Source organism: Streptomyces sp. NPDC051940 (genome assembly GCF_040680895.1).
Classification (GTDB): domain Bacteria; phylum Actinomycetota; class Actinomycetes; order Streptomycetales; family Streptomycetaceae; genus Streptomyces.
The window spans coordinates 1-12,617 of the sequence record NZ_JBFAXR010000188.1 but is presented as its reverse complement, the minus strand read 5'-3'; the positions used below and the strand labels follow the sequence as shown (position 1 = coordinate 12,617).

The following is a 12,617-nucleotide window of genomic DNA, read 5'->3' as shown; positions in this document are numbered from 1 at the left end:
CCGCCGACACCCCCGCGGCCGAAGGGACATCGGCGGCCGGGGGATCCGACTCCGTGCTGTGGTACGACGAACCCGCCCCGGACACCCACAGCGGCCTCGGGGGAAACCCCAGGTCGGATGAGCACCGGGACGTGGCGCAGTTTGGTAGCGCACTTGACTGGGGGTCAAGGGGTCGTGGGTTCAAATCCCGCCGTCCCGACTCGGACGCAGGTCCGCAGTCTCTGATCGCAGGCCGTCTCCAGCAATGGAGGCGGCCTGTTCGCATGCCCGGCCGCCCCTCGCGGCGGTGCTCCCCGACCCCGTGCCCTACGGCGCGGGGCAGCACGGCGTCGGGTCGGGGACCTCGAACGGGACCAGGGTGCCGCCCGCCGCCGGGATCGCGGCGAGCACCAGGCGGCCGTCCTCCCAGTGCGGGCGCACGTGGTCGCGCGTGACGATCCGCCGGTCCGGTAGCGGGGCGTCGGGCGAGCCGAGGACGCGGACGCGGTCCACGGCTGTCGACGTCAGCAGCGACGCCACCGTCACCGTGCCGGTGAGTCCGCCCGCCCCCGGGTACAGCACGGCGCGGCCCGCCGACCGCGCCTCGTGCTCCGCGGCCGCGTGCGCCGCTCCGGCCGCCAGAGCGGCCGGGCCGTCGCGGTGGCCGCCCAGCGCGACGCCCCACCCCTGCCGGGTACGGCCCAGGCGCTCGCGGAGCGCCCGGGCCGCGTCCGCCGTCGGCAGGGCGAACGAGAACCCCAGCCGGGGGCGGCCGTCGCGGACGGCGTGCGTGCAGGCGATCGCGCCGTCGGGCAGGGCGAGCTCCGCCGCGAGGCCGTGCAGGAGGTGGTCCGCCTCGCGCAGGTCGCCCCTCAGGTCCGGGTCGGCGCCGACGACGTGACGGCCCGTGGTCACGACGGCAGCACCCACACCGGGTTGGAGTAGAACCACAGGTCCGCCCACGGGTCCGCGTCGCCGACCACGTCGATCGCCGGGCCCGCCGGGTCGACGGACGTGCCCATCAGGCCGGGCGCCGACCGGTTGCCGTCGGTGCCGCGCAGCCGGACGTACAGCGGGCGGTCGACCCGGCCCAGGTCGTAGGTGAGGCGGACGGTGCCGGCCGACCTGCCGACCTCGTACGAGCGCACGACGCGCGCGGTGGGCGCGGTGAACGTGTCCTGGTCGCCGGCCGGGCCCGTCATATCGCCCTGGATCACGTCCACGCGGGCCAGCTCCGGCTGGAAACCGGCCCAGTTGGGGCCGCCGGCCAGTGCGATGTCGACCGTGAGGGTGACGCGCGCGCCGCGCTCCACGGGCAGGGCGCCGCCGAGGGTGGCCCAGCGGCCGTCGCCCGTGAGGCGGGCGTCGAGGCCGCCGATCAGGCCGCCGTGGTCGACCCAGACCCGGCCGGCGCGGATGCCGTCCATCACCGCCGCGTACGAGAAGTCCTCGGCGCCCACGTGGGTGCGGCTGTACTGGCCGGGCCAGTAGTCGCCCTCGGTCAGGTCGACCTTGCCGCCGTAGACGGGGTCCTCGTAGCGGCCGTTGGTGACGAAGTCTCCGCCGGGACCGCGCATCGCGGTGTCCGTGTAGACGTTGTGGGAGTCGGAGTTGGCGGTGATCCACCACGGCTTGCCCTCGGCGAGGAGGCTGTCCCACAGGCCGCCGACGGTGGCGGTCATCCAGTCGAAGCCGCCCCAGGTCCGGTAGCTCTCGAGCGGGTAGCCGGGGAACGAGGCGGCGGCGGGGCTGCCGTCGTACAGGCCGCGGGCGCGGCCCATGCCGTACGTCTTCTCGATGCCGGCCGCCTGGTGGCCGGGGGCTCCCTCCATGCCGATGGCGATCTGGCGGCCGGAGCCGGCCGTCGCGTCGCGCCAGGCGCGGATCTCGTGCGGGGAGTCGATGCCCTTGCGGGCGGGGTGGTTGGCGAGCATCAGGATGTCGCGGACGCGGCGGCGCTGGACCTGCTCGGCGAGGAAGTTCAGGCCCGCGACGGCCAGGGCCTCGTTGCCGGGCGTGGGGTCCGTGGCGCGGCGCACGGCGCCGTCGTAGCCGGTCTCGAACTCCTTGAGGACGGCGACCTCGTCGCGCCCGGGGTGGACGAAGACGGTGCCGTGCTCGGCGGCCGGGATGTTCCACTCCAGGCCCTGGAAGACCAGGGTGTCGCGGTGGGCGGCGCGGGCGGCGCGGATGTCCGGGTTGACCTTCTCGACGCCGATGCGGGCGTGGGTCTCGCTGCCGTGGTCGGTGATGACCATCCAGTCCAGCCCGTGCCGCGCGGCCTGCCGCACCTGGTCGCCGACGCGGTACTTGCCGTCGGAGCTGTACTGGGTGTGGATGTGGTGGTCCCCCGCGAGCCACAGGAACCCGCTGCTCCGGCTGCCGCCCTGCGCGCCGGCCGGCGCCACGGCCTGTGCGACGGCGGGCGTGAGCACGCTGCCGGCGGCGAGCCCGGCGCCGAGGAGCCCTGCGCGGCGCAGCATCGACCGGCGGGACAGCTGGTCGGGCGTCAGCGCCTCATCCGGCACGGAGGTGTCGAACGCGGCCGGGAGCGCGCCCTGCGGGTGGTCGTGGTGGTGATGGTGGTGCCCCGCGTGTCCCATGCGTGCCTCCTGCGTCCGTGCCGACGGTCCGCAGCGAGGCTCGCCGCCGCCGATGAACGCCGAACCACCGCAGGATGAGCACCTGATGACGCCCAGGCAGCGCTTCCCGGCGGGCGTTCTGCTAACGTCGCCCTCTTCGCCGGCACGCCGGCCGGAGCCCCGTCAGGTCCCCGCATGACCGACCCGCAGCACCGACTCGAGCGCGCACTCGACGCCCTGGACGCCGCTTTCGCCCCGCCGGCCGACCGGCCGTTTCCCCTGGACGGCTGCGAGCACTGCTACAGCGGGGCCGACCTGGCGCTGCTGCGCGGGCCCGTGAGCCGGGTGCCGGACCGGCTGGTCTCCTCCGTCGCGCACAAGACGCCCGACCACTGGGACGACTTCCCCGCCCTGTACCGCAGGTTCGCGCCACGCACCGTCCGCCTCCTCGTCGCCGGCCGGCTGGACTCCGCACTGGTCGCGTCGCGTCTGCTTGCCACCGGGTGGCGTGACTGGCCGGAGCCGGAACCGGGGGTGCTCGGGGAGGTCTGGGGGGCCTGGTGGGGGTCCGTGCTGCACCGGTATCCGGGGGCGGTGCACGTCGTTGACGTCCTGGAGGTCGTCTCCGTGAGCACCGGCGTCCTCGCGCCGTGGCTGGACCTCTGGGCCAGGACGCGCACCGCGGCCGCCGATCTGCATCTGCGGGACGCCCTCGGGCGCTGGCTTCCCGAGGGCGGGATCGACGGCCTCCGTTTCGGCTTCTACGGCGAGGTGCACGCCGCGCCGGAGCTGGTGCCCTGGCTCCTCTCACTCGACGAAGGGCGCGTCAGCGCTTTCCAGCGGGAGCTGCTCAACGAGGCTTGGCGAGGAGGCCGTTGAGGTCCGGGAACGGGATCGCGTCCGTCAGGCCGTCGTAGGTGCCCGGGTCGTACAGCTCCTCCGCCGCTCGGCGGGCGGCCGTGTACGCGGCCTGGGCGACGCCTGCGCCCAGGCTGACGCGTGCCGCTCCGAGGGCGCCCATCTCGGCGACACCCGGCGCGCCGGGTGCGGCCATGACGTTCAACGGGACGGAGATGGCCGCCGCCAGGGACTTGATCGTGTCGGGGTCGGTGACACCGGGGACGAAGACGCCGTCCGCCCCGGCGGCGACATACGCGCCGGCCCGCTCCACGGTCTCCCGCAGCCGGTCGGCGGGGTCGCCGAGCCCGAACAGATAGGTGTCGATACGGGCGTTGACGAAGAGATCAACCCCGGTCCCCCGCGCAGCCTCCCGCGCCACCGTCAGCCGCTGCGCGAGCTCCGCCGGCGGGCGGGTGCCGTCCTCGATGTTGATGCCGACCGCGCCCGCCTCGATCACCCGGACGACGGTCTCCGCGACGTCCGCCGCGCGCTGCCCGTAGCCGGCCTCGATGTCGGCGGTGACCGGCACCCCGACCGCCGCGGCGATCCCGGCGATCACGTCGACCGCCCGGTCACGGGGCAGCGCGTCGCCGTCCGGGAGGCCCAGGGACCAGGCGACGCCGGCGCTGGTGGTGGCGATCGCGGGAGCCCCCGCGGCCTCGACGACGCGGGCGCCGGCGACGTCCCAGACGTTGGCCAGCGCCAGCGGCCGGTCGGGGGTGTGGAGGGAGCGGAAGAGGCGGGCCTTGTCCGCCTGCGTGGTGGTCATGCGACGAGTCAATCAGGGGCCGGTGACGAGTTCTGGCGGAAATCCGACATGAACGTCGGGGCGCGGCCACGTCACCAGCCCCCGTACCGCACGGGTGACTAGGTACCGGCGCGGGTCAGTTCACACCTCCCGTCCGTGCACGTACGACGCAGGCGTCCGGCCGAGATCGTCTCCATCAGGCCCACCGCCCAGCACATCGGGCAGCCGCGCAGCGCGAACAGTCCGAGCGGGGCCAGCAGCAGGCTCACCGGCCCGACGAGGGGCAGCAGCGCCAGGGAGGCAACCAGGGCGCCGAAGCCGACGGCGCCGCGGGCCAGATGGCGCGGGAGCGTGGCACTGGCGTAGCTCTTCGCGGCCGGGTCAGGCTTCGTGACCGGGTCAGGCTTCGTCACCGGGTCAGGCTTCAGGGTCGGCTCGGGCTTCACAGCCGGGTCAGATCTCATGGTCGGCTCCCCTCATAACGGCCAGTTCGTCGTGCAGCGCCTCGCGCACCGCCGAACGGGCGCGATGCAGCCGGGACTTCATCGCAGGCGTGCTGAGCCCGAGCCGGTCGGCGACCGCGCGGCCGGGCAGGCCCTGGATGTCCCGCATGACCAGGACCCGGCGCTGGTCCTCGGGCAGGGCGGCGACGGCCGCCGCCACGCGTTCGGCCTCCAGGTGCAGCAGCACGTCCTCCTCCGCGGAGGGCGCGGTGGTGCCGTGCGCCTCGAGCCGTACGGGATCGGCGGCCGGGTCGCGGTGGACGAGCGCCCGCGCGTGGCGCAGGCATTCGTTGCGCACGATCCGGAACATCCACGACGCCAGCGCCCCGGACGCGCGCAGCATGCCGATCTTGCGGTACAGGATGATCAGCGCCTCCTGCGCGGCGTCCTCCGCGTCCTGCGGCGACGCGCACAGCGTGTGCGCGAACCGGCGCACATGCGGGTACGAGCCGTGCACCAGCGCGGTGAGCGCCTCCACGTCCCCGCGCTGCGCCGCGCTGACGAGGGTCTCGCCGGGCCAGGTGCGGTCAGCCACGCTGACGCCTCCGGCGGCGCAGCGTGACGGTGCACACGCACAGCAGCAGCGCGCCGGCCGCGACGGCGACGATGACGGTGGTCATGGGGTCCTCCCGGTTCGATGGGCGGCGGACGTTGTCGTCCGCACACCCATGAGAGGGACGGCGGGCGGGAAAGGATTCACGCCGCGTCGCGCCACACCTTCACGTCCAGCGTCGCGTACGACGTGCCCGACGAGCCGCGGTACGTCACCAGACCCACGTGGCCCGTGCCCGTGACCAGGCACAGCTGCTGACCCGCGGTGAGGTCCTGGGTCCAGACGTAGTCCTGGTGGGCCGTGGCCGCCCGGCACGCGTCCAGGCTGCCCTGGCGGCCCGTGGGGAGCGGGGTCATCGTGGTGCCGGACGTGGTGCCGGGGGCCAGGACCGCGCCGTCGGTGTAGACGGCGTACGTGAGGTCCTCGTCGGTGCTGCCGGTGTCCGCCGTGGGGCGGACGGGGGTGTTCGCGAGGTAGAGGTCGTGGTCGGGCTCCAGCCGGATGCCGGAGTACGTCACCGCGGTCGGCTGCTTCGGGGCCGTGGCCTTGGGGGACGCCGTGGGCGAGGCGGACCGGCGGGTGGGGGCGGAGCCGGCCGAAGGGGTCCGCGACGGGCTGGGCTTCGGCTTCTTCGACGCCGTCGGGGTGGGGCCGGCGGAGGACGGGGCGGACGTCGGCGTGGCGGGTGCCGAGGAGGCCGCCGTAGGCGCTCCGGACGCCTCCCGGGGTGCGCCCTCGTCCCCCGGGACGAGCAGCAGCGCGGCGGTCGCCCCGCACGCCACGAGAGCCACGGCCGCCATGGCGGCCACCCACGCGCGCCGGCTGCGGCGCCTGTCCGGGACGTCGCCCTGCGGCGGGCCGAACACGCCCTGCGGGGACGCGGGTCCGACCACCACCGGTGCGGGCAGGACGCCATGGGAGGGAGAGGTGGGGGTGTAGGCCGGGTGGGGCGCGGGCGTGGGCGGGGCATCCGCCCGCGCCTGGTCCGCCCCCTCGGCGCGCGCCGCGATCCCCGCCGCCACCAGGTCCGGAAGCCACGACCCGGAGGTCTGCGGCATCCGGACGGCCTGCGGTCCCCGGATCGCCTGGACGGACCGGATGACCTCCCCGACCGACGGCCGCTCGGCGGCCGGTTTGCGCAGGCACCAGGTCACGAGGTCCCGTATCTCGTCCGGCACCCGTCCGAGGTCCGGCTCCTCGTGCACCACCCGGTAGAGCACCGCGTGCGGTTCCCCCTCGCCGAAGGCGGGGCGGGCCGTCGCCGCGAACACCGCGGTCTGGCCCAGCGCGAAGACGTCGGCGGACGGCGCGGGATCCGCGCCCAGCGCCTGTTCCGGGGCCATGTACGCGACCGTCCCGAGGGCCACCCCGCGCTGCGTCATCGACGGGGTGTCCCCGGCCCGCGCCACGCCGAAGTCGATGACGCGCGGGCCGTCGGCGGCGAGCAGCACGTTCGAGGGCTTGAGGTCCCGGTGCACGATCCCCTCGCGGTGCACGGCCTGCAGCGCCTCGGCCACGCCGGCGATCAGCCGCAGCACGGTGTCGACCGGGAGCGGTCCGTGGTCGCGTACGGCGTCGGCGAGCGACGGCCCGGGCACGAACGCGGTGGCGCACCAGGGCACCGGCCCCTCGGTGTCGCTGTCGACGACGGGCGCGGTGTACAGCCCGTGCACCCGGCTCGCCGCGGCGACCTCGGCCTGGAAGCGCCGGCGGAACTCCGCGCTCTCGGCCAGCTCGGGCCGGATCACCTTGACGGCCACGGCCCGGCCACCGGGCGTGTACGACAGATAGACGCGCCCCATTCCGCCGGACCCGAGCACGGCCAGCAGCCGGTAGCCGCCCACCGCGCGCGGATCACCGTCCTGTAGCGGCTGGAAACTCCCCATGTCTGCCCCACCGTCGCCCAACACGCCGCACTCCACCTCGAGATCGCCACTGCGGCCCCCATTGCATCACGCGCCCCAGCGTCGATCACGCGTTCGGCGGTCGCGGCGTGCAGTGACGGTGGACCGGCGCCCAGCGACACGAGGGCCGCCACAGCCGGCACGGCAGCGGATGCCGCAGCACCGTCCCCGGGAATGCCCGGGTGCCGGTCGCTGTTGGAAGGGGTGTCGCTGACATGGTCCGGTCAGATCCGGGAGCCGTGGGCGACAGGAAAGGAGTCTTCGCCATGGCGCGTGCCACCGCCCGTCCCGTCGTCACCCTGAGGTCGAGCGCCGGGACCGGTGTCACCTACGTGACCCGCAAGAACCGTCTGAACGACCCCGACCGGCTGGTCCTGCGCAAGTACGACCGCGTGGCCGGGAAGCACGTCGCGTTCCGCGAGGTGCGCTGAACCTCGTCGCCTTCCGTGACGAGTGACGAACGGAGCGTCCGCCCCGCCCGCGCGGGCAGCTCCAGGAAAGGATCTTCCATGAGGCACGGCATCCACCCCGTCTCCCGCCCCGTCGTCTTCCGTGACCGCGCCGCCGACGTCGCGTTCCTGGTCCGCTCGACCGCGGACTCCCCGCGGACGATCGAGTGGCAGGACGGCAACACGTACCCGCTGATCGACGTCGAGACCTCGTCCGCCAGCCACCCGGCGTACACCGGCAAGGCGCGGATCGTCGACACGGCGGGCCGTGTGGAGCGCTTCAACCGGCGCTACGGCCGCTGAGTCCGTGTCGCTACGGTCGTTGAGACGGCATCGCCACGACCGCTGAGCACGCACACGGACGCCCCCGGCACGACACCGTGCCGGGGGCGTCCGCGTGCCCGCTACCCCTTCACCGCCCCCGACGTCAGCCCCCTGATGAACGAGCGCTGCAGCGCCAGGAACGCCAGCACCGACGGGAGCATCGCCAGGAAGGCGCCCACCAGCAGCACCCCGATGCCCACCTCGTCGTCCGCGCGCAGGCTGCGCAGCGCGAGCGGCAGGGTGTACTGGTCGGGATCCGTGGCGACCAGCAGCGGCAGCATGTACTGGTCCCAGATCATCGTGAAGCCGAAGATCCCGATCACGCCCAGCGCCGGACGGCACAGCGGCAGCACGACCTGCCAGAAGATCCGGAACTCGCCCGCGCCGTCCAGCTTCGCGGACTCCTCCAGCTCCTTGGGGATCTCCTTCATGAACTCCGTCATGACCAGGATCGAGAAGCCCCACGCCGCGATCGGCACGATCATGCCGAACAGCGAGCCGACCAGCGAGACATGGATGACCGGCAGGTCGGCGAGCAGCACCGACAGAGGCACGGCCAGCACCTCCTCGGGCAGCATCATCGTCGCCAGGATCACCACCAGCACCGCCGCCGAGCCGCGGAACTTCTTGCGGGCCAGCGCATAACCGGCGAACACGCTGACCAGCACCTGCAGCACCAGCCCGCCGCCGACGACGAGGAAGGAGTTGAGCAGGTAGTGCAGGACGTTCCGGTCGATGGCCTTCTCGAAGTTGGCCAGCGACAGGCTGTCCGGGACCAGCGTGAACTGGGTGGGGTCCACGGTCGGCGTGAAGGCGCTGATCATCAGCGCCAGCAGCGGTCCGGCGAAGACCCCGAAGAGCACGACGTACAGGACGAACCTGAGGATCCGGGCGACGGGGCCGCGCGCCTCCTGCAGGCCGAGTGCGGTCTCGTTCCTCATCGGGGCTCCCTCCGGCGCAGCCGGGACGCGATCGTCAGCACCAGCAGCATCGCGAACAGCACCACCGTGCCCGCCGCGGCCACCCCCAGCTCGTTGCGTTCCAGGCCGAGTTTGTAGGTGAGGGTGAGGAGCACCTCGGTCGAGCCGTCCGGCCCGCCGTTGGTCAGCAGGAACACCTCGGTGAACACCCGCAGTCCGCGGATCGCCGCAAGCGTCAGCAGGATCGCGAAGACCGGCCGCAGCCCCGGCAGGGTGACGTGCCAGATCCGGCGGAAGCGGGAGGCGCCGTCCACGGCGGACGCCTCGTACAGCACCCGGTCCACGCCCGCCAGGCCGGCCAGGAAGATCATCATGTCGTACGGGGCGCCGCGCCAGATGCCCACGAAGGCGATCGACGCGAGCGAGCTGTCCGGCGAGTTGAGGAACTCGCTGGGGCCGAGGCCGAAGAAGCCGAGGACGGAGTTCACGGCCCCGCTCTCGGTCGGGTAGTACATCACCCGCCACACCTCGGCCACCACCGCCATCGCGGTCACCACCGGCAGGAAGATCGCCGAGCGGATGAACCACAGGCTCCGCGTCTGCCCCTCCAGCAGCAGCGCCAGCGCCAGACCCAGCAGGATGGAGCCCGCGGTCTGGGTGACCGCGAGCACCACCGTGTGCCACAGCGCCTCCGCGAAGTCGGGGCTGTCGGTGATCTCGGAGTAGTTGGCGCCTCCGACATAGGTGTTGCCGAGGAACGGCCGGACCTCCTCGAAGCTCATCCGTACGGCCTCGTACATGGGGATGAACTTGAAGTAGAGGAAGAGCAGCAGGGCCGGGGCGAGGAAGAGCCAGGGTGTGGCGGCTCTGCGCAGCCGCACCCCCGGGGGCGCACCCGTGCCGCGGGTGCGCCCGGTGTCGCGGCTCGCCTTCGCCGGCCGCGCCTCGGTCACCGTCATTCGCCCTTGGCCCCCTGCTTCTCGAGCTCCTCGTCGAACCGGCCGGCCAGCTCCTTCATCGACTCACCGACGTCCTTGGAGCAGTCGGCGACCACGCTGTTGAAGCCCTCGGACGAGATCTGCCGGAAGGTGGCCCAGTTGGGCAGCGTCGGGACGTTGCGGCCGGAGGTGTCGTACGCCTTCTGGAAGACGTCCCAGCGCGGGTCCTTGCGCTCGGCGGCGCCGTCGACCTTGGTGTTGACGGGCAGCCGGACGATGATGCCGCCGTTGTCCACCCCGAGGCCGATCTTCTGGCCGGCCGGGGAGGCCGCGTACTCGGCGAACTTCTGCTGGCCCTTCTCGTTGCCCGATCCGGCCATCATGTAGACGTTCTCGCCCTCCGCCAGCGCGGTCTGCCCCGCGGAGCCGGCCGGGGCGGCGACGACCTCGTACTTGTCCTTGCCGAGCGACTTGTCGAAGCGCGGCAGCATGTAGGGGCCGGTGAGGTAGATGCCGCCCTTGCCGCTCTCGAAGACGGTGTGGGTGGTCGTCGAGTCGGCGGTGAGGGAGGCGGGCTGGACAACCTTGTCCTCGCAGTACAGCGCCTGGAGCTTCTCGACCGCGGCGACGGAGGCCGGATCGCTGACCGCGGAGACGTATCCGTCGCCCTGCTTCTTGACGAACTCACCGCCGTCCGACCAGAACATGCTGTAGAACCACCAGGTCAGATAGCCCCGGGTGGTCGTGCCCGGGATCACCAGGCCCGCGGTGTCGTCCTTGCCGTTGCCGTCGGGGTCGTCCTTGGTGAACTTCGTGGCCAGCTGCGTGACCTCGTCCCAGGTCGTGGGCTGCTGGGCGCCCACCTTCTCCCGCCAGTCCTTGCGTATGAGCAGCGCGAACGCCTGCGAGTTGAACGGCACACCGTAGTACTTGCCGTCGTAGCCCTGGGCGGCCTCCCAGGCCCGGTCGGCCAGGTCGGCGCTGCCGGCGATGCCGTCCTTGTCGACCTCGCGCACCAGTCCCTGGGTGACCATGTTGCCGAGCTGGCCGGTATCGTTGATCACGATGTCGGGCAGGTCCTTCTGCGCCGTGCGCTGCTGCAGCTTGGTCTCGAAGTCGGTGACACCGACGGCGACCATCTTGGTCTTGATTCCGCTTTCCTTGCTGAACGCGGCGGCGAGCGCCTCGGCCGACTGGGCCGCGGGGCTGCCCGCGTCCTGCCGGATCCAGATCTCCAGCGGTTTCGACTCGTCCTGCTTGGACGAGCTGTCCGAGGAGGAGCACCCGGCGGCCGTGACCGCCACCGCGATCGAGGCGGCGAGTGCGGCGGCGCGCAGTCCTCTTCCTGTCTTACGGGAATGGATCGACACGGGGCGGCTCCGTCCAGTCCGTTGCTGTGATTCAAGGTGACCGGACTCTACGCACGGATGGCCCAACCGACAAGAGGGTGAACCTGATTCATATCCATGTACGTGGATGGCAGACGGATCCCCCTCTGACCGCGCGCCGCGGCCAGCTATGTGAACGTCTCACCAACGGGGCGGAGAAGTCCCGCCCGTTACGCCGGGACCGCGATCCGCTCCACGAACCAGTACAGGCTCACGGCCACGATCGGCGCGCACAGCGCCACGGCGACCCAGCGCTCCACCGACGTCCGCCGCAGCAGCACCAGCAGCGGGAAGAGGACGGCGACGATGAGCAGTTGGGTGGCCTCGATGCCGACGTTGAAGCTCAGCAGCGACAGCAGCAGCGTCCACGACGCCCGCCCGTCGATGTCCAGCGCCCCCGCGAAGCCCAGGCCGTGGACCAGGCCGAAGGCGAACACCAGCGGGATCCGCCAGCGGCCCAGCCGGTCCTCGCCCTTGCCGAGCAGGTTCGCGACGGCGACCACGATGATCGACCCGGCGATGACGGGTTCGACGACCGCCCCCGGCACGGCCACCAGCCCCAGCGCCGCCAGCAGGAAGGTGATGCTGTGTGCGGCGGTGAACGCGGAGACGGTGACGACGACGTCGCGCAGCCGGTGCGCGCCGATCAGCAGGGCGAGCAGGAACAGCAGGTGGTCCAGGCCGAAGAACAGGTGCTCCGCCCCGAGGAGGAAGAACTCCCCCACCTGGTCGTCCCTGCCGTGCTCCGACACGCGCAGCGTCGGGTCGGCGCCGGTCAGGATCGCGGAGCCGGTGCGGCCGTCGAGGTCGTACGCGGCGATGGTCCGCGTGCCGTGGACGAAGGTCTCCGCGTCGGGGAAGAGGGCGCTGGAGATCTCGTACGCGCCCGAGGTGCCGCAGTCGAGCGCCAGGGGCAGGACGGCGAAGGACTTCGCGCCCCGGGTGCGGACGTCCGCCTCCCCCCGCTGGGCGGGCCGGCACGGCTCGCCGCCGCGCGTGACGGCGAAGCGCTCCGTCACATATGTGAAGACGGCGTCCCGGTTGGTCCGCAGCTGGCGGAGCTGCTCCGGGCGGCTCTTCGCCTCGTACGCCTCGGCGTACAGCCAGGCCGACTTCATCAGCAGGTCGTACTCGAGGTCGAGGACGGCGGTGACGCCGTCGCCGGTGCCGGTCACCTCGACCCGGGCGGTGGTGGTGGCGTCGTGGGCCGCGGCGGGTCCGCCGGCAAACAGGACCGCCAGGAGGGCGGTGAGGAGGAGGACGGGCAGCCGGCGGAGCATGGCGGTTCTCTCTTCGGTGACGGGCCCGGTGGCGGACTTCGGTGACGGGCTTCGTGCCGGACAGGTCGGTGAACGGGGCCGGCCGCCCCGGCAGACGCCCGCGCTGCTGTCGTCCCTCCCGGACCGGCTGCGCGCGGCCCAGCGCGTCT

14 protein-coding genes and 1 tRNA gene are annotated in these 12,617 nt (G+C 72.9%); 4 read left to right on the top strand and 11 right to left on the bottom strand.

Annotated features, from left to right (window positions below):
- Positions 1-125 precede the first annotated feature (125 nt).
- A tRNA-Pro gene (locus AB0M28_RS37720) sits at positions 126-199 on the top strand.
- A 107-nt stretch (positions 200-306) separates the two neighbouring features.
- Here AB0M28_RS37720 and AB0M28_RS37715 read toward each other — a convergent pair.
- Both AB0M28_RS37715 and AB0M28_RS37710 read right to left on the bottom strand, forming a co-directional pair.
- The gene (locus tag AB0M28_RS37715; protein ID WP_365414879.1) at positions 307-894 is read right to left on the bottom strand and encodes a hypothetical protein; all 588 of its coding nucleotides are present in this window, start codon (positions 892-894) and stop codon (positions 307-309) included.
- Complete coding sequence (locus tag AB0M28_RS37710) at positions 891-2,582, bottom strand: PHP domain-containing protein (protein ID WP_365414877.1); 1,692 nt, start codon at positions 2,580-2,582, stop codon at positions 891-893. Before AB0M28_RS37710 ends, AB0M28_RS37715 begins: the two co-directional genes overlap by 4 nt.
- Before the next feature lie 174 nt (positions 2,583-2,756).
- Between AB0M28_RS37710 and AB0M28_RS37705 the strand changes: the two genes are divergently transcribed.
- On the top strand, positions 2,757-3,440 hold the full coding sequence (locus AB0M28_RS37705; protein ID WP_365414875.1) for a hypothetical protein: 684 nt from the start codon (positions 2,757-2,759) through the stop codon (positions 3,438-3,440).
- On the opposite strand, the gene AB0M28_RS37700 is transcribed toward AB0M28_RS37705, so the two are convergent.
- From AB0M28_RS37700 to AB0M28_RS37680, 5 genes are all read right to left on the bottom strand, one after another.
- On the bottom strand, positions 3,412-4,230 hold the full coding sequence (locus AB0M28_RS37700) for an isocitrate lyase/phosphoenolpyruvate mutase family protein (RefSeq protein ID WP_365414873.1): 819 nt from the start codon (positions 4,228-4,230) through the stop codon (positions 3,412-3,414). The genes AB0M28_RS37705 and AB0M28_RS37700 overlap by 29 nt on opposite strands.
- Before the next feature lie 98 nt (positions 4,231-4,328).
- Positions 4,329-4,622, bottom strand: coding sequence for a hypothetical protein (locus tag AB0M28_RS37695; RefSeq protein ID WP_365414872.1), 294 nt, complete (start codon positions 4,620-4,622; stop codon positions 4,329-4,331).
- 40 nt (positions 4,623-4,662) lie between these two features.
- Complete coding sequence (locus AB0M28_RS37690) at positions 4,663-5,247, bottom strand: sigma-70 family RNA polymerase sigma factor (RefSeq protein ID WP_365414870.1); 585 nt, start codon at positions 5,245-5,247, stop codon at positions 4,663-4,665.
- Entirely contained in the window at positions 5,240-5,332 is a 93-nt protein-coding gene (locus AB0M28_RS37685) for an LPXTG cell wall anchor domain-containing protein (protein WP_365414869.1), read from the bottom strand. The genes AB0M28_RS37690 and AB0M28_RS37685 overlap by 8 nt, the downstream gene beginning before the upstream one ends.
- A 76-nt stretch (positions 5,333-5,408) precedes the next feature.
- Complete coding sequence (locus AB0M28_RS37680) at positions 5,409-7,151, bottom strand: serine/threonine-protein kinase (protein WP_365414867.1); 1,743 nt, start codon at positions 7,149-7,151, stop codon at positions 5,409-5,411.
- Between the two features lie 284 nt (positions 7,152-7,435).
- Between AB0M28_RS37680 and rpmG the strand changes: the two genes are divergently transcribed.
- Together rpmG and AB0M28_RS37670 are read left to right on the top strand one after the other, a co-directional pair.
- Positions 7,436-7,600 carry a 50S ribosomal protein L33 gene (gene rpmG, locus AB0M28_RS37675; protein WP_365414865.1) on the top strand — a complete coding sequence of 55 codons (165 nt, stop codon included), beginning with the start codon at positions 7,436-7,438 and terminating at the stop codon, positions 7,598-7,600.
- Positions 7,601-7,678: 78 nt separating this feature from the next.
- Positions 7,679-7,921, top strand: coding sequence for a type B 50S ribosomal protein L31 (locus AB0M28_RS37670; RefSeq protein ID WP_365414863.1), 243 nt, complete (start codon positions 7,679-7,681; stop codon positions 7,919-7,921).
- Between the two features lie 101 nt (positions 7,922-8,022).
- On the opposite strand, the gene AB0M28_RS37665 is transcribed toward AB0M28_RS37670, so the two are convergent.
- The 4 genes from AB0M28_RS37665 to AB0M28_RS37650 all read right to left on the bottom strand — a co-directional run bounded on the left by AB0M28_RS37665 (position 8,023) and on the right by AB0M28_RS37650 (position 12,468).
- Positions 8,023-8,883, bottom strand: coding sequence for a carbohydrate ABC transporter permease (locus AB0M28_RS37665; protein WP_365414861.1), 861 nt, complete (start codon positions 8,881-8,883; stop codon positions 8,023-8,025).
- A complete protein-coding gene (locus tag AB0M28_RS37660) occupies positions 8,880-9,821 on the bottom strand; it encodes a sugar ABC transporter permease (RefSeq protein ID WP_365414859.1) in 942 nt (313 codons plus the stop codon). The genes AB0M28_RS37665 and AB0M28_RS37660 overlap by 4 nt, the downstream gene beginning before the upstream one ends.
- Entirely contained in the window at positions 9,818-11,170 is a 1,353-nt protein-coding gene (locus AB0M28_RS37655; RefSeq protein WP_365414857.1) for a sugar ABC transporter substrate-binding protein, read from the bottom strand. Before AB0M28_RS37655 ends, AB0M28_RS37660 begins: the two co-directional genes overlap by 4 nt.
- 188 nt (positions 11,171-11,358) lie before the next feature.
- The gene (locus AB0M28_RS37650) at positions 11,359-12,468 is read right to left on the bottom strand and encodes a HupE/UreJ family protein (protein ID WP_365414855.1); all 1,110 of its coding nucleotides are present in this window, start codon (positions 12,466-12,468) and stop codon (positions 11,359-11,361) included.
- Positions 12,469-12,617 lie beyond the last annotated feature (149 nt).